Annotated in this window: 14 protein-coding genes; 7 read left to right on the top strand and 7 right to left on the bottom strand. The window is 74.1% G+C overall.

What is annotated here, in order from left to right; translation table 11 throughout:
* Nucleotide 1: 1 nt before the first annotated feature.
* Genes nadC through ACFWBY_RS28465 form a run of 4 tightly spaced genes read right to left on the bottom strand, consistent with a single transcriptional unit; the run spans nt 2 to nt 4,723 of the window.
* Complete coding sequence (gene nadC, locus ACFWBY_RS28480; protein WP_385331227.1) at nt 2-1,000, bottom strand: carboxylating nicotinate-nucleotide diphosphorylase; 999 nt, start codon at nt 998-1,000, stop codon at nt 2-4.
* 2 nt (nt 1,001-1,002) lie between these two features.
* The gene (locus ACFWBY_RS28475) at nt 1,003-2,757 is read right to left on the bottom strand and encodes an L-aspartate oxidase (RefSeq protein ID WP_385331224.1); all 1,755 of its coding nucleotides are present in this window, start codon (nt 2,755-2,757) and stop codon (nt 1,003-1,005) included.
* A complete protein-coding gene (gene panC, locus ACFWBY_RS28470; RefSeq protein WP_385331221.1) occupies nt 2,754-3,785 on the bottom strand; it encodes a pantoate--beta-alanine ligase in 1,032 nt (343 codons plus the stop codon). The genes ACFWBY_RS28475 and panC overlap by 4 nt, the downstream gene beginning before the upstream one ends.
* The gene (locus ACFWBY_RS28465; RefSeq protein WP_385331218.1) at nt 3,782-4,723 is read right to left on the bottom strand and encodes a Rossmann-like and DUF2520 domain-containing protein; all 942 of its coding nucleotides are present in this window, start codon (nt 4,721-4,723) and stop codon (nt 3,782-3,784) included. The genes panC and ACFWBY_RS28465 overlap by 4 nt, the downstream gene beginning before the upstream one ends.
* A gap of 96 nt (nt 4,724-4,819) precedes the next feature.
* On the opposite strand from ACFWBY_RS28465, the gene ACFWBY_RS28460 reads away from it, so the two are divergent.
* The 5 genes from ACFWBY_RS28460 (at nt 4,820) to ACFWBY_RS28440 (ending at nt 9,726) form a co-directional block, all read left to right on the top strand.
* Nucleotides 4,820-6,034, top strand: coding sequence for a threonine aldolase family protein (locus ACFWBY_RS28460; protein ID WP_385331215.1), 1,215 nt, complete (start codon nt 4,820-4,822; stop codon nt 6,032-6,034).
* 106 nt (nt 6,035-6,140) lie between these two features.
* On the top strand, nt 6,141-6,395 hold the full coding sequence (locus ACFWBY_RS28455) for a type II toxin-antitoxin system Phd/YefM family antitoxin (protein WP_385331212.1): 255 nt from the start codon (nt 6,141-6,143) through the stop codon (nt 6,393-6,395).
* Entirely contained in the window at nt 6,392-6,652 is a 261-nt protein-coding gene (locus ACFWBY_RS28450) for a Txe/YoeB family addiction module toxin (protein WP_385331209.1), read from the top strand. Before ACFWBY_RS28455 ends, ACFWBY_RS28450 begins: the two co-directional genes overlap by 4 nt.
* Before the next feature lie 202 nt (nt 6,653-6,854).
* On the top strand, nt 6,855-7,979 hold the full coding sequence (locus ACFWBY_RS28445; RefSeq protein ID WP_385331206.1) for a DUF5937 family protein: 1,125 nt from the start codon (nt 6,855-6,857) through the stop codon (nt 7,977-7,979).
* 196 nt (nt 7,980-8,175) lie between these two features.
* Entirely contained in the window at nt 8,176-9,726 is a 1,551-nt protein-coding gene (locus ACFWBY_RS28440; protein ID WP_385331204.1) for a M28 family metallopeptidase, read from the top strand.
* 110 nt (nt 9,727-9,836) lie between these two features.
* Here the strand turns inward: ACFWBY_RS28440 and ACFWBY_RS28435 are convergent, their stop codons facing one another.
* The gene (locus tag ACFWBY_RS28435) at nt 9,837-10,760 is read right to left on the bottom strand and encodes an SAM-dependent methyltransferase (protein WP_385331332.1); all 924 of its coding nucleotides are present in this window, start codon (nt 10,758-10,760) and stop codon (nt 9,837-9,839) included.
* A 163-nt stretch (nt 10,761-10,923) separates the two neighbouring features.
* On the opposite strand from ACFWBY_RS28435, the gene ACFWBY_RS28430 reads away from it, so the two are divergent.
* Nucleotides 10,924-12,123, top strand: a complete 1,200-nt coding sequence (locus ACFWBY_RS28430) for a sensor histidine kinase (RefSeq protein WP_385331201.1) — start codon at nt 10,924-10,926, stop codon at nt 12,121-12,123.
* 3 nt (nt 12,124-12,126) lie between these two features.
* Complete coding sequence (locus ACFWBY_RS28425) at nt 12,127-12,816, top strand: response regulator (protein ID WP_385331198.1); 690 nt, start codon at nt 12,127-12,129, stop codon at nt 12,814-12,816.
* 84 nt (nt 12,817-12,900) lie between these two features.
* Here ACFWBY_RS28425 and ACFWBY_RS28420 read toward each other — a convergent pair whose 3' ends face one another.
* Both ACFWBY_RS28420 and ACFWBY_RS28415 read right to left on the bottom strand, forming a co-directional pair.
* Nucleotides 12,901-14,310, bottom strand: a complete 1,410-nt coding sequence (locus ACFWBY_RS28420) for a PH domain-containing protein (protein ID WP_385331195.1) — start codon at nt 14,308-14,310, stop codon at nt 12,901-12,903.
* Nucleotides 14,307-14,798, bottom strand: a complete 492-nt coding sequence (locus ACFWBY_RS28415; protein WP_385331192.1) for a PH domain-containing protein — start codon at nt 14,796-14,798, stop codon at nt 14,307-14,309. The genes ACFWBY_RS28420 and ACFWBY_RS28415 overlap by 4 nt, the downstream gene beginning before the upstream one ends.
* Between the last annotated feature and the right edge of the window lie 18 nt (nt 14,799-14,816).

Here is a 14,816-nt window from a genome sequence, read left to right as displayed (position 1 = left end):
GTTACACCGCCTCGCGCAGATCGAGGCCGATGTCCAGGATCGGGGAGGAGTGGGTGAGGCCGCCGACCGCGAGGTAGTCGACACCGGTCTCGGCGTAGGCGCGGGCGTTGTGCACGGTGAGGCGGCCCGAGGACTCCAGCACCGCGCGGCCGTGCACCAGGGCCACGGCCTCCTCGGTCTCGATCGGCGTGAAGTTGTCGAGCAGGATCAGGTCCGCGCCCGCGTCCAGGGCCTCGCGGACCTGCTGCAGGGTGTCGACCTCGACCTCGATGGGCAGGTCGGGGAACTGCTCGCGCACGGCCTTGAAGGCCTCGCGGACACCGCCCGCCGCGATCACGTGGTTGTCCTTGACCAGCGCCGCGTCGGACAGGGACATCCGGTGGTTGACGCCGCCGCCGCAGCGGACCGCGTACTTCTCCAGGCAGCGCAGGCCGGGCGTGGTCTTGCGGGTGTCGCGGACCTTGGCCTTGGTGCCCTCCAGCTCGTCGGCCCACGCGCGGGTCGCCGTGGCGATGCCCGACATCAGGCAGAGCAGGTTCAGCGCGCTGCGCTCGCCGGTGAGCAGGTCCCGGGTGCGGGCCCGTACCGACAGCAGGACCTGGCCGGGCTCGACGCGCTCGCCGTCCTCGACGTGCCGCTCCACCTCGAACTCGTCGGTGCAGACGACGGACAGGACGGCCTCGGCGACGCGCAGGCCGGCGACCGTGCCCGCCTCGCGGGCGGTGAAGTCGGCGGTCGCGACGGCGTCCTCGGGGACGGTGGCGACGGTGGTGACGTCGACCCCGCCGTCGAGGTCCTCCGAGATCGCCATGTGCGCGATGTCCTCGACCTCGACCGGGTCCAGGCCCGCGTCCGCGAGGAGCTGGGCGAGCGCCGGGTCGAGGCCGGTCTCCTCGCCCTCGCCGCAGGCGCAGTCGTCGCCGCAGCCGCCGCCCTCGCTCTGGTCGAGGAGGGGAAGCTCTTCGTGGTCGTGGTCGTGGTCGTGCTCGTGCGTGCTCACGGTTACCGCTCCAGGCTGTCGGGGCTCAGGGGGATCTGTACGGACGGGAAGTCCGCCGAGTCGGTGGGGGTGACGACCAGTGCCCGCCGCTCGGTCGCCGACACGCGTACGACGAGGTGGCGGCGCCAGTGGGCGTCATCCCGGTCGGGGTGGTCCTCGCGCCAGTGGCAGCCGCGGGTCTCCGCGCGCCGCTGGGCGGCGGCGACCAGGACGCGGGCCACACAGAGCAGGTTGGTGGCTTCCCAGGTCTCGGTGCCGGGGACGGCCGTCTTGCCCTGGGTCTCCAGCTCCGTCAGCGCCCTCGCGTAGAGGTCCTCGAGCGCGGCGGCGGCCGTGCGCAGCGATTCGGCGGAGCGGAGCACGCCCGCGCCGTCGGTCATGATGCGCTGGATCTCGTAGCGCGCCTCGGCGGGCTGGAGGGGGCCGGTGGCCGGTACGGGTATGCCGGGGCCGTTGCCGGCGGGCAGACCCGCGGCGGCGACGATGTCGTCGGCGATGCGCTCGGCGAAGACCAGGCCTTCGAGAAGGGAGTTGGAGGCGAGGCGGTTCGCGCCGTGCACGCCCGTGCAGGCGACCTCGCCGCACGCGTACAGGCCGGGCACGGTGGTGCGGCCGTGCAGGTCGGTGCGTACGCCGCCGGAGGCGTAGTGCGCGGCCGGGGCGACGGGGACGGGCTCGGTGACCGGGTCGATGCCGTGCGAGCGGCAGGCGGCGAGGATGTTCGGGAATCGCTGCTCCCACATCCGGGCGCCGAAGTGCCGGGCGTCCAAGTACATGTGCTCGGCGCCCTGTTCCTGCATGCGGCGCATGATGCCCTTGGCGACGATGTCGCGGGGCGCGAGCTCGGCGAGCTCGTGCTGACCGGTCATGAAGCGGACGCCGTCGGCGTCGACGAGGTACGCGCCCTCGCCGCGCACGGCCTCCGACACCAGGGGCTGCTGGCCCTCGGCGTCGGCGCCGAGGAAGAGCACGGTGGGGTGGAACTGGACGAATTCGAGGTCGGAGACCTCGGCGCCGGCCCGCAGCGCGAGGGCCACGCCGTCGCCGGTGGAGACGGACGGGTTGGTCGTCGCGGAGAAGACCTGGCCCATGCCGCCGGTCGCGAGGATCACGGCGGGCGCGTGGACGGCGCCGACCCCGTCGTGCTGGCCCTCGCCCATGACGTGCAGGGTGACGCCGGCGGTACGCCCCTGCGCGTCCTGGAGGAGGTCCAGGACCAGGGCGTTCTCGACGGTCTCGATGCCGGCCGCCTGGACGGCCTCGACGAGCGCCCGGGAGATCTCGGCGCCGGTGGCGTCGCCGCCGGCGTGCGCGATGCGGCGGCGGTGGTGGCCGCCCTCGCGGGTCAGCTCGATCTCGCCGGTCTCGGCGGAGGTGTCGAAGACGGCGCCGGTGGCGATCAGCCGGCGTACGGCGTCGGGGCCCTCGGTGACCAGGAGCCGGACGGCGGCCTCGTCGCACAGGCCCGCGCCCGCGACGAGGGTGTCGTCGAGGTGCTGTTCGGGGGTGTCTCCGTCACCGAGGGCGGCGGCGATGCCGCCCTGGGCCCAGCGGGTGGAGCCGTCGTCGAGCCGCGCCTTGGTGACCACGACGGTACGGCGGCCCGCGGCGGCGCAGCGCAGTGCGGCGGTCAGTCCCGCGACGCCGGATCCGACGACCACGACATCGGCGTCGACGGACCAGCCGGGAGCCGGGGCGTGCAGCCGTATGCCGGTGCTGGTGCCCGCCGTCGCGGGGCCTCTGCCTGGGGTAGTCACGCGTGTGCTCCGAACTCCAATGGGATGTTGTCGATCAGCCGGGTCGCGCCCACCTTCGCGGCGACGGCCAGCACGGCCCGGCCGGTGAAGCCGGGGCCGAGCTCGGTGAAGTCCTGGGGGTCGACCAGCGCCAGGTAGTCAAGTACGAGGGGCGGGTCGTGGCGGCCCGCCTCGTCCAGGACGTGCCGCGCGGCGGCCCGTACGGCGTCCGGCAGCCCGGCGCCCGCAGCCGATACGGCGTGGGCGTCGGCCGAGGCGCGGATCTCGCCGAGCCGGGCCAGGCCGGTGGCCCGCTCGTCGCCGGCCGGGGGCGCCTGGGCCTCGGCGCGGGCGCGCAGCGCGGCCTGCGCGGCGAGGCGGTCGCGGCCGGCGAACAGGGCGCGCGACAGGGCGAGGGCGGTGCGCCGCTCGGTGCCGGAGAGGTAGCGGTTGCGCGAGGACAGCGCGAGCCCGTCCTCCTCGCGGACGGTCGGTACGCCGACCACGCCCACGGGGAAGTTCAGGTCGGTGACCATCCGCTGGATCAGGGCCAGTTGCTGCGCGTCCTTCTGGCCGAAGAAGGCCAGGTCGGGGCGGGTGAGGTGGAGCAGCTTGGCGACGACGGTCAGCATGCCGTCGAAGTGGCCGGGCCGGGTGGCGCCTTCGAGGAGCCCGCCCATCGGGCCGGCGCTGATCCTGACTTGGGGGTCCCCGCCGGGGTAGACCTCTTCGACGGCCGGGGCGAACACGGCGTCGGCGCCGGCCTCTTCGGCGATGAGCAGGTCGGCGTCGAGGGTGCGGGGGTAGCGGTCGAGGTCCTCGTTCGCCCCGAACTGGAGGGGGTTGACGAAGACCGTGACCACGACCTGGCCGGCGGGGCCGACGTGCGCGCGGGCGGTGCGGACCAGGGTGGCGTGGCCCTCGTGGAGGGCGCCCATGGTCATGACGACGGCGCGGCGGCCCGCGGCCCGCGGGTTCGCGTCCGCGGCCGGGGGGGCCGCGGCGCGGGGAAGGCCGTGCAGCTCGTCGGCGGTGTCGAGGAGGATCACCGGTCGCCGCCTTCGGGGTCGCGGGTGTCGTAGCCGGTTACGCCCGCGCCGTCGGCGAGTACGCCGAGCAGGTCCTCGGCGAGTTCGGGCTTGAGCAGACCGTGCGCGAGGGCCCGGTCGGCGGTCGTACGGGCCATCGCGAGGTAGCCGGCGACGGTGGCCGGGGCGTGCTTGCGCAGCTCCGAGACGTGCGCGGCGACCGTACCGGCGTCGCCGCGGGCCACCGGGCCGGTCAGGGCGGCGTCACCGGAGCGCAGGGCGTTGTCGAGGGCCGCGCCGAGCAGCGGGCCGAGCATCCGGTCGGGTCGCTCGACGCCCGCCTTGCCCAGCAGCTCCATGGACTGGGCGACCAGGGTGACCAGGTGGTTCGCGCCGAGGGCGAGGGCCGCGTGGTAGAGCGGGCGGTTCCCCTCGGCGATCCACTCGGGCTCCCCGCCCATCTCGATGACCAGGGCCTCGGCGGCGAGCCGCAGCTCGTCGGGGGCGGTCACCCCGAAGGAGCAGCCGGCCAGCCGCTGCACGTCGACCTCGGTGCCGGTGAAGGTCATCGCGGGGTGCAGGGCCAGCGGGAGCGCGCCCGCGCGGCGGGCCGGGTCCAGCACGGCGACCCCGTACCGGCCCGACGTGTGCACGAGGAGCTGGCCGGGCCGGACCGCGCCGGTCTCGGCGAGCCCCTGCACCAGGGTCGGCAGGGCGTCGTCGGGGACGGTGAGCAGGACCAGGTCGGCGGCCTGCAGCACCTGCGCGGGCGTGACGACCGGCACGTCGGGCAGCATCCGCTCGGCGCGGCGGCGCGAGGCGTCGGAGACCCCGGACACGGCGACGGGGCGGTGCCCGGTCTGTTGCAGGGCGCGGGCCAGCGCGGGGCCGACCCGGCCGGCTCCGACGACACCGACGGTGAGCCTGGCGGGGCGCTCCGCCTGAGGGGATGTGTTCACGCGGGGAAGGCCTTCCGTTCCAGTCCGCGGGGGGTACCGGACGATACGTCGCCATGCTAGCTCCTGGCGTGTCGCCCGGTCGGCGATGATCGGGGGATGAGCGAGGACACGGTACGGGTGGCGGAGCGGGCGGCGGACGGGGCGGCCGGGCGGGCGGATGACGGGCCGGACGCGGCGGACGAGGCGGCCCGGCGGGCGGAGCTCGTGGCCGAGCGGCTGGTGGCCGCGGGGCGGGCGGCACGGCGCAAGCTGTCGCACAGTCTGCGGGAGGCGACGGTCGGCGAGCTGATGGCGGACCTGGGCGGCCTCGCCCCCGACCCGGACGAGCCGGGCGACATCTACGGCGACGGCGTCGTGGCACGGCTGGAGCAGCGGGTCGCGGACCTGCTGGGCACCGAGGACGCGGCGTTCTTCCCGACCGGGACCATGGCCCAGCAGATCGCCCTGCGCTGCTGGGCCGGCCGGACCGGGAACCCGGTCGTCGCCCTGCACCCGATGAGCCACCCGGAACGGTGGGAGGGCGGCGCGCTGTCGGCCGTCTCGGGGCTCCGGACGGTCCACCCGACGGGCGAACCGCGCCAGCCGACCGCTTCGGAGGTCGCCGAGCTGCCCGAGCCGTTCGGAACGCTGATGGTGGAGCTGCCGCTGCGCGACGCGGGCTTCCTGCTGCCGACGTGGGACGAGCTGTCGGCGCTGGTGGCGACCGCCCGGGAACGGGACGCGGCCGTCCACTTCGACGGCGCCCGGCTGTGGGAGACGACGGTCCACTTCGGCCGCTCCCTGCCCGAGATCGCGGCGCTCGCGGACTCGGTGTACGTCTCCTTCTACAAGTCGCTGGGCGGCATCAGCGGGGCGGCCCTCGCCGGATCGCGCTCGCTCGTGGCGGAGGCCAGGGTCTGGCGCCACCGGTACGGGGGCCAGGTCTTCCGCCAGTTCCCGGCCGCGCTGTCCGCCCTGGCCGGGCTGGACCGGGAGCTGGCGAAGCTCCCGTCCTACGTCCGCGGGGCGCGGACGGTGGCGGCCGCCCTGTCCTCGGCGCTGGCCGCCTCCCCCGAGGTCCCCTGGTTCCGGGTCCACCCGGAGGTGCCCCACACCCACCAGTTCCAGGTGTGGCTCCCGTACGACGCGGACCGCCTCAACGAGGCCGGAGTCCGCCTGGCGGAGGACACGGGCACCGTCCTCTTCCGCCGCTGGTCCCCCGACGGCCCGCCGGGCCTGTCGGTGACGGAACTGGAGGTCACGGAGCCGGGCCTGTCCTGGACGGAGGCGGACGTCGCCACGGCGGTGTCGGATTTCGTGGCCCGCCTGTAGACGGGGCGGCCCGGCGCGGGCGCCCGCAGCTCCGTCCCCACGCACCGGTGCCTTGCGACGCCGAAACGGCAGACGTACAATTTCCTGTACAGCTGGAAGGAGAGCCGTGAAGACAATGACGTACTCCGAGTCCCGCGCCCGGTACGCCGAGGTGCTCGACGCGGTCAACGACGACCGCGAAGAGATCGTGATCACGCGTGCCGGACACGACCCGGTGGTCATCGTCTCGCTGGAGGACTACCAGTCCTTGAAGGAGACGGCGTACCTGCTGCGAAGCCCGGCGAACGCCCGGCGGCTGCTGGCCTCGATCGACCGGCTCGAGAACGGCGGGGGCACCGTGCGGGAGCCGGCGGCGGAATGAAGCTGGTCTGGGACGAGTCCGCATGGGACGACTACCTGTGGTGGCAGGCCCAGGACCGCAGACTCCTGAAGAGGATCAACACGTTGATCGCGGACGTGGTGCGCAACGGCAACGAGGGCATCGGCAAGCCCGAACCCCTCAAGCACGGCTTCCAGGGCTACTGGTCGCGCCGGATCAACGACGAGCACCGCCTCGTCTACAAGGTCGCTGACGACGAGGTCCGCGTCGCCGCGTGCCGCTACCACTACGAGAGCTGAGCGAGGAGCGGCGCTCGTGTGCCCGCCCTCACCCCCTCGGACGCACCGGGCGCGGGCGATCGGCGGACCCCGCCGATCGCCGGCGCGCCCGGCCCGCCGTACGGCGGCGGCGCGGGCGCCCCTCACCCGTCCGGGTGGGGCTCTGGGGGACCTCGGCCGCCTGCCCGTCAACCGGGCGGCCGGCGCCGGGCAGAATGATGCGATGAGCGTCACCATCGACATCACCGGGCTCCCGCCGGAGCGGATCGGCTTCTCGCCGTCCCCGCTCGCGGAGCTGTGCATGGCGTTGCACGCGCTCTCCCAGCCCGGTCACCACCCCGGGCTGGCCTCCTGGTCCGCCGCCACCGCGGCCGCGCTCGATCCGTGCCTAGCGGACCGGCTGCTGGAGGGGGAGTTCATGTGGCGCAGCTCCTTCGCCGACATCTTCATGCCGTTCGCCGGGATTCCCGGCGGCTCCGGCCGGCCCGGCGCGACGCTGGCCGAGGAGCTCGACGTACTGGACCGGCTGGACGACGAGCGGTTCGTGTCGGCGGCGCTGGAGCACTGCCGGCTGGCGATGTACGACGGCGGCGGCGGGCCGTCGCCGCTCGCGGACCCGCTCGCCCGGGCCAGGGCGCTGGAGACGGCCTCCGCGCGCGGCCCGCAGCAACTGGCCTTCGCCGTACGGGTGCTCGATGACACCGCCGGTGTCCGGGTGTGGCTGCGCCGACTACTGGAGGACTGCGACGAGGCGTTCTTCGCCGAGACCTGGCGGGGTATCGAGCCCCGGCAGAGCGCCGACGCCCGGCACAAGACGGAGCTGCTGCGCCGCAAGGGGCTGGCGGCCGCGCTCAAGGAGGTCTCGGCGGCCCTGAGCGTCGACGAGGAGCTGACCACCGTCGCGGTGGACAAGATGATGCGCGGTTCCACGACGGCCACCGATCCGCGAATAGGCGACGGCCTGCTGTTCGTGCCGACGAACTTCGGCTGGCCGCACCTGCTGGTGCTGCACGCCCCCGGCTGGCGCCCGGTCGTCCACTACCCGCTCTGCGCTCCCGAACCGGCCTCCTCCCCGGGGTCGGTGGAGCTGCTGCAGCGACGCATGGAGGCGCTCGCCCATCCGATGCGGATGATGCTGTGCCGCAGCCTGGCGCGCGCTCCGTACACGACGGGCGAGCTGGCGTCGGCGTACGGGATCACGGCGCCGGAGGTGTCCCGCCACCTGGCGGTGATGAAGAAGGCCGGCCTGCTCCACACGCGCCGCCAAGGGCGTTATGTCCAGCACCAGTTGGACCTGGCGGCCGTGGCCCGGATCGGCTCCGACTTCATCGAGGGCATCCTCCGCTAGACACGGCGGCAGGCTCCGGCACCGCACGGAACGGGCATTGTCCGGTTTCCGGCGGCACCGAAATACCGATATCCGGATTTCACGAACCGGAAGCAGCGAAAACTCTGGCCATGGCGGCTCCTTGGTGTCTAACGTGCGTCCACCGCTCTCCCCCCGCGCAACGCACCCGCCCTGCACCTGTCGTGGAAGGACTTTCATGCCCTCACGCCGTATAGCAGCAGCCACCGCCGCCCTCGCGGCGGCGGCCCTCGTCTCCCCGCTGCTCCTCGCGGGGCCCGCCGGTGCCACCGGCAGCCCGCAGAGCGATGCCGCCAGGGGCGACGCGTTGGCAAGGAAGCTGGTCAAGGACTCGACCGGCAAGGGTGCCAACAACCACCTGAAGGTGTTCCAGGCGATCGCCGACTACAACAAGGGCACCCGCGTGGCGGGTTCCCGCGGTCACGTGCAGTCGGCCCTGTACGTCGAGGCCGTCATGCGGGCGGCCGGGTACAAGGTCACGAAGAACGAGTTCGGGTTCGTGTACGTGGAGACGATCGCCGAGACCCTGAAGGTCAACGGCCCGGCCGGCCGCGACGTCCCGATCAAGCTGATGACCTACACCGCCAGCGGCCCGGCGACCGGCGTGACGGCACCGATCGCCGTCGCCCCGGTCGACGCCGACGGTACGAACGGCTGCGAGCCCGGCGACTTCGCCGCCGGCGCCTTCACCGGCAGGATCGCGCTGGTCAAGCGCGGCGGCTGCGCCTTCGCGGTCAAGCAGCAGAACGCGGCGACGGCCGGCGCGGTCGGCGCGGTCGTCTACAACAACACAGAGGGCGCCCTGAACGGCACCCTCGGCTCGGCGGACGCCGGCAGGATCCCGACCGGCGGTGTCACGCTCGCGGAGGGCGAGCGGCTCGCCGCCGACGCCGCGGCCGGGCCGGTCGAGGTCACCCTCGACATCCGCGAGTTCCGGGAGGACCGCAAGACGTACAACGTCGTCGCGGAGACGCGTGGCGGTGACGAGGACAACACCGTCTTCCTCGGCGCTCACCTCGACTCCGTCGCGGCCGGTCCGGGCATCAACGACAACGGCTCCGGCTCGGCCGGCATCCTCCAGGTCGCGCAGCGCCTCGCGAGCAGCCAGTCGAAGATCAAGAACAAGGTCAAGTTCGCCTGGTGGTCGGCGGAGGAGTTCGGCCTGCTCGGCTCCGAGGCGTACGTCGACGGTCTGAGCGAGGCGCAGAAGAAGCAGATCAAGCTCTACCTGAACTTCGACATGATCGCCTCGCCGAACGCCGCCTACTTCGTCTACGACGGCGACGACTCGGACAAGGTCGGGTCGGGCCCCGGCCCGGAGGGCTCGGCACAGCTGGAGAAGGGGATCAACGACTTCCTGGACTCCAAGAAGGTCCCGCGCGAGGGCACCGACTTCTCGGGCCGCTCGGACTACGGCCCGTTCATCGCGGTCGGCATCCCGTCGGGCGGTACGTTCACGGGCGCCGAGGGCATCAAGACGCCGGAGCAGGCCGCGAAGTTCGGCGGGCAGGCGGGTGTCGCGTACGACGTGAACTACCACGGCAAGGGCGACACCATCGCGAACATCGACCAGAAGGCGCTCGACATCAACGTCGACGTCATCGCGGACGCGGTCGGCCACTACGCCTACGACCTGGCCCCGCTGTCGCGGCCGGTCGCCTCGCAGCCGAGCACCGGCTCGGGCAGCGGCGGCGGCCTCCACGAGGGCCACGACGAGGTCACCCGGTAGCACCCGGACCCTCCCGGCCCCCGGTCACCTTCCCGGGGCGGCCGGGAGGGCCCGCGCCTCGCGGCCGGGGCCGGCCCCGGCCGCGGCGCCGCACACCACAGCGGCCGGTGTCATCCCGGCCAGGGGACGACGCCCACCGGCTGGACCAGCCAGCCGAAGTCGCCGAGGCCGCCGCGGGCGGTGAGCTCCGCCGCCTCCCCGGCGGAGCTCAGCGCCCGGACGTACGCCGCCGGGTCCTGCGAGGCCAGCGCGAGCGGGGGCCGGCCGCCCCTGACGCCGAGGGCCGTCAGGGCCTCCCGCTGGGTGAGCATGGCCGCCCCCGGCCCCGCGCACGCGTCCAGCGCCACGTGCGCGGTGACGTCGCAGCTGCCGTCCGGCACCGGTGCGACCTCCCGGCCGGCCCGGAATCCGGTCAGCGTCCCGTACGGGGGCCTGGTGTCCCGGGTGTGGGCGTAGTCGACCGCCACCGCGAGCCCCCGCTCGACGGTCCGGACGGCCGCCGCCCAGGCCTCGTCGCGGGGCCGCCCGATCTCCGCGCGGCCCGCGCCGGGCCACCACCGCTCCAGCCAGGCCAGGTCCCGCCCCTCCAGGGGGCCGCCCGGGCTCTGCGTCCCGTCCCGCGCGACCTCCACGTAACGCCCGTCCTCGGCGAGGTCCAGCGGCACGTTGTCGAGCCATTCGTTGGCGAAGAGCAGCCCGCGCGTCCCGCCCGGCGGCTCGTCGGTCCACCGGATCCGCGGGTCCAGCCCGTCCGGCCGCCCGGCGCGCTCCACCCCGTACGGCCGCACCCGCGCGGCGGTCTCCGGCGGCAGCTCGGCCAGTACTCCGGTCAGCAGCTCCCCGCGTCCGGCCCCCACGTCGACCAGGTCCAGCTCCTCCGGACGGCCGAGGGCCCCGTCCACCCACAGGAGCAGCCGGGCCACGGCCCGCGCGTAGAGCGGCGAGGCGTGCACGGAGGTGCGGAAGTGCCCGGCGGGGCCGGGCCCGCCGGGGCGTACGTAGAAACCGTCGGGCCCGTAGAGCGCGCTCTCCATCGCCGTCCGCCACCGGACCGGACCCGCCGCCGTCGTGCCTTCACCCTGAGTGCTCACCGCAGACAGGTTATGTTCGCCTCCACCTTCGGGAGTACTCCCCCGGGATGCGGATCGGACCTGTGGTTGACTCCAGCACCTATCTCCTTTCCCTACTCTGGGTTACGTGCAGCGCCTCTACGACTTCCTCCGCAGACACCCGACGGGCGTCGACAGCTTCTGGGCTGTCCTCTTCTTCGGGTTCTCGATGGCCGTCGTCGCCTCCACGCACCAGAGCACGAGCGCCGCGCTGCTCGCCACGCCCAGCGTGGTGGCGCTGAGCACCGCCGTCGCGCTGCGCCGCAAGTGGCCCGTGCCGATGTTCTGGCTCACCCTCGCCGCGGGTCTCTACCAGCTGGCCCTGGGATCCGTCGCGAGCTTCTACGACTTCGCGATGCTCGCCGTCCTCTTCACGGTCGCCGCCTCCGACGTGCCGCGCTGGGTCTCGCGCACGGCCCTCGGCTGGGGGCTGCTCGCCTCCCCCCTGTACTTCCTGCGCGTCGGCGTCGACAAGGGGACCACCGTCGTCGACAGCGTCTTCTTCGTGCTGTTCATGATGGTTCCCTTCGCGCTCGCCTGGGTGATGGGCGACTCCCTGCGCACCCGCCGCGCCTACTACGCCCAGCTCGTCGAGCGGAACGAGCGCCTGGAGAAGGAGCGCGCGGCCCAGGCCAAGGTGGCCGTCGCCGCCGAGCGCGCCCGGATCGCCCGCGAGCTGCACGACGTCGTCGCGCACAACGTCTCGGTGATGGTCGTCCAGGCCGACGGCGCCGCCTACGTCATGGACGCGGCCCCGGAGCAGGCCAAGGAGGCCCTGCAGACCATCTCCGGCACCGGCCGCCTCGCGCTGGCCGAGATGCGCCGGCTGCTAGGCGTACTGCGCACCGGCGAGCCGCAGGAGTCCGAGGACTACGTGCCGCAGCCCGACGTCGAGCAGATCGAGGTGCTGATCGAGCAGGTGCGGGCGGCCGGGCTCACGGTCGACTTCGAGGTCGAGGGCGCCCCGCGCAAGCTGCCCAGCGGCGTCGAGCTGACCGCGTACCGGATCGTGCAGGAGGCGCTGACGAACACGCGCAAGCACGGCGGCCCGGCGGCGAGGGCCAGCGTGCGGCTCGTCTACTTCGACGACGGGCTCGGCCTGCTCGTCGAGGACGACGGCCGGGGCGCGGCCCACGAGTTGTACGAGGACGGCGGCGCGGACGGCGCCGGACACGGACTCATCGGCATGCGCGAGCGCATCGGTATGGTCGGGGGCACCCTGGACGCGGGCCCCCGGCCCGGTGGCGGTTTCCGGATCAGCGCCCTGCTCCCCCTCAAGAAACGGTGATCGATGTCCTTCCCCTCCAGCCCCTCCATCCGCGTGATGCTGGTCGACGACCAGGTGCTGCTGCGCACCGGCTTCCGGATGGTGCTCGCCGCGCAGCCCGACATGGAGGTCGTCGCCGAGGCGGGCGACGGCCTGGAGGCGCTGGAGGTGCTGCGGGCCACCAAGGTGGACGTGGTGCTGATGGACGTCCGCATGCCCCGGCTCGACGGGGTCGAGGCGACGCGGCGCATCTGTCTGCCCGACGAGCACCCCAAGGTGATCATCTTGACCACCTTCGACCTGGACGAGTACGCCTTCTCGGGTCTGAAGGCGGGCGCGAGCGGATTCATGCTGAAGGACGTCCCGCCGGGTGAGCTGCTGGCGGCGATCCGCTCGGTGCACAGCGGCGACGCGGTCGTCGCCCCGTCCACCACGCGCCGACTGCTCGACCGCTTCGCGCCGATGCTGCCGACGACTTCCGCGGAGCCGCGCAACAAGGACGTCGACCGGCTGACGGAGCGCGAGCGCGAGGTGATGCTGCTGGTCGCGCAGGGTCTGTCGAACGGCGAGATCGCCGCCCGGCTGGTCCTGTCGGAGGCCACGGTCAAGACCCATGTGGGCCGCATCCTGACCAAGCTGGAGCTGCGCGACCGCGTCCAGGTCGTCGTCCTCGCCTACGAGACCGGGCTGGTCCGCGCGGGCGGCGGGGCGTAGCCGCCACGGCGGTGATCGGGAGGTCCCCCCGGGGAGGGCCGTCGGGGCCGTCGGGTCGAAGCCGACGGCCGCGCCGGCCGGTCCTCAGGTCATCCAGCGGTCCGGCCGCGCCGAGGCCCGGGAGGTACGGGAGCGGGCCGCTTGGGCGGACAGCAGGGCGGACGCCTCGGACGCCGCGCGGAGCCGGGCCGTGACCGTGCCGTTCGCGCCGGTGTCCACATGGACGTCGGCCACGCCGCGAGCCCGCTCCCAGGGTCCCTGGGAGCGGCGCACGCTCTGCACCTTGGCGTGCGGGACGATCTCCGTACGCCGGCACAGGCGGCCCCGCCGGGCGGCGAACACGTCCTCGGAGACGGCCAACCCGTACCCCTTCCACCACACCGGCACCACCCAGCGGGATCCGGAGGAGGGCGACGGCGTGAAGACGAGGCCCGCGAGGTCGACGCCCGGCAGGACCCGGGCGACGACGGCGTAGGCGGCGGCCCGGGTGGCCACCGGGACCAGGACGTCGTTCTTCGAGCCGGCCACCGCCAGCTCGACCCGGACCCAGCCGCGCCGACGCCACAGCAGCGGCTCGACGATCCGTACGGTCTGCACGCGCCCCGGCGGCACCGTCTCGTGGGCGCGGTCCAGCAGTCCGTGGTCCAGGCGCAGCCCGTCCGGCGACTCGGCGACCGTCCAGTCGTACTCGGTGAGGAACCGGCCCCCGGTGCCCTTCCAGACCGCGCCGAGGACCGGGAGCAGGGCGACGGCGGCCGCCCAGGGGTTGGAGCTGAACCACCACACCGCGACCGGGGCGGCGAGCCCGCCGGCGACGACCGCCCAGGCGGACAGGGTGAGCAGCAGCGACACGGCCAAGTCCCGGGGGCCCACCCGCAGCAGCTCCCGCTCGGGAGCCTCGCCCAGGACGACGGCCTGCTCCGGAGCGAAGCCGGCCGCACGGGCCAGCAGTTCGGCGCGGAGCGCGACGGCGTCCCGCTCGCCCAGGAAGGCCAGCTCGTCCTTGTCCTCGGCGCCGATCACGTCGAGGCGGAGCTTGGCCACGCCGGCGATCCGGGCCAGCAGCGGGCGGGTGACGTCGACCGCCTGGATGCGGTCGAGGCGGATGTGTGCGGTGCGCCGGAAGAGGAGCCCGCTGCGGATGCGCAGTTCGCTGTCGGTGACGGCGTAGTGCGTAACCCACCAGCTGAGGAAGCCGTACACGCCGAAGACCAGGATCAGCGCGGTGAGCGCCACGAGCCGCAGGAGCGCGGAGAGGGCGCTCACCCACTCCGTGACGTTCTCGCCCTGCTGGGCGAGGATGCCGACGGTCGCGGCGATCGGCACCCAGGCACGGCGCAGGGGCGTGAGGAAGTGCAGCCGCCGCTCGGACGCGCTCACCGCGCCCGGGGACCCGACCGCGGCCGCCCCGGGCACGGTCGTGGGCACGGCCCCGGCCCCGGGGGCTCCGGCCGCGGGCGCTCGGACGGCGGGCTGCTCGGACTCGGCGCTCACAGGCCCGCCGACCTTGCCTCGCCGAGCTCGGTCAGCCGGTCGCGCAGCCGCTCCGCCTCCTCGGGCGCGAGCCCGGGGATCTTCGCGTCCGTCGCCGCCGCGGCCGTGTGCAGTTGGAGGGAGGCCAGTCCGAAGCGGCGTTCCAGCGGCCCCGAGGCGACCTCGACGAGCTGCATCCGGCCGTAGGGGACCACCGTCTCCTCGCGCCACAGCACGCCCCGGCTGATCAGCAGGTCGTCCGCGCGCTCGGCGTAGCGCCAGGAGCGCCAGTTCCGTCCGAGCACCACCCAGCCCCAGCCCAGGACACCCAGCCACAGCGCGCCGCCCGCCGCCCACACCGGGCCGGCCGTCAGCCCCAGCACGAGGGCCGTCACCAGGGCGAACAGCCCCGTCCACATCACCAGCAGGAGCCGCCGCAAGGTGAGCAGCCCGCCCGGCAGCCCCACCCACTCGGGTCGGCTCGTCTCACCCGTCGTCCCGGTTTCCATTCCCCCAGGGTAGGACTG

The organism is Streptomyces sp. NPDC060049 (genome assembly GCF_042736715.1).
In the GTDB taxonomy this organism is placed as follows: domain Bacteria; phylum Actinomycetota; class Actinomycetes; order Streptomycetales; family Streptomycetaceae; genus Streptomyces.
The sequence above is the reverse complement of the archived record's forward strand: the minus strand, read 5'-3'. Positions and strand labels throughout refer to the sequence as shown.

Coding starts and splice junctions, on each gene's coding strand:
- ACFWBY_RS28435 (WP_385331332.1), bottom strand. CDS start 10,760: ATGGAGAGCGCGCTCTACGGGCCCGACGGTTTCTACGTACGCCCCGGC.
- ACFWBY_RS28415 (WP_385331192.1), bottom strand. CDS start 14,798: ATGGAAACCGGGACGACGGGTGAGACGAGCCGACCCGAGTGGGTGGGG.
- ACFWBY_RS28460 (WP_385331215.1), top strand. CDS start 4,820: ATGAGCGAGGACACGGTACGGGTGGCGGAGCGGGCGGCGGACGGGGCG.
- ACFWBY_RS28450 (WP_385331209.1), top strand. CDS start 6,392: ATGAAGCTGGTCTGGGACGAGTCCGCATGGGACGACTACCTGTGGTGG.
- ACFWBY_RS28440 (WP_385331204.1), top strand. CDS start 8,176: ATGCCCTCACGCCGTATAGCAGCAGCCACCGCCGCCCTCGCGGCGGCG.
- ACFWBY_RS28425 (WP_385331198.1), top strand. CDS start 12,127: ATGTCCTTCCCCTCCAGCCCCTCCATCCGCGTGATGCTGGTCGACGAC.
- ACFWBY_RS28445 (WP_385331206.1), top strand. CDS start 6,855: ATGAGCGTCACCATCGACATCACCGGGCTCCCGCCGGAGCGGATCGGC.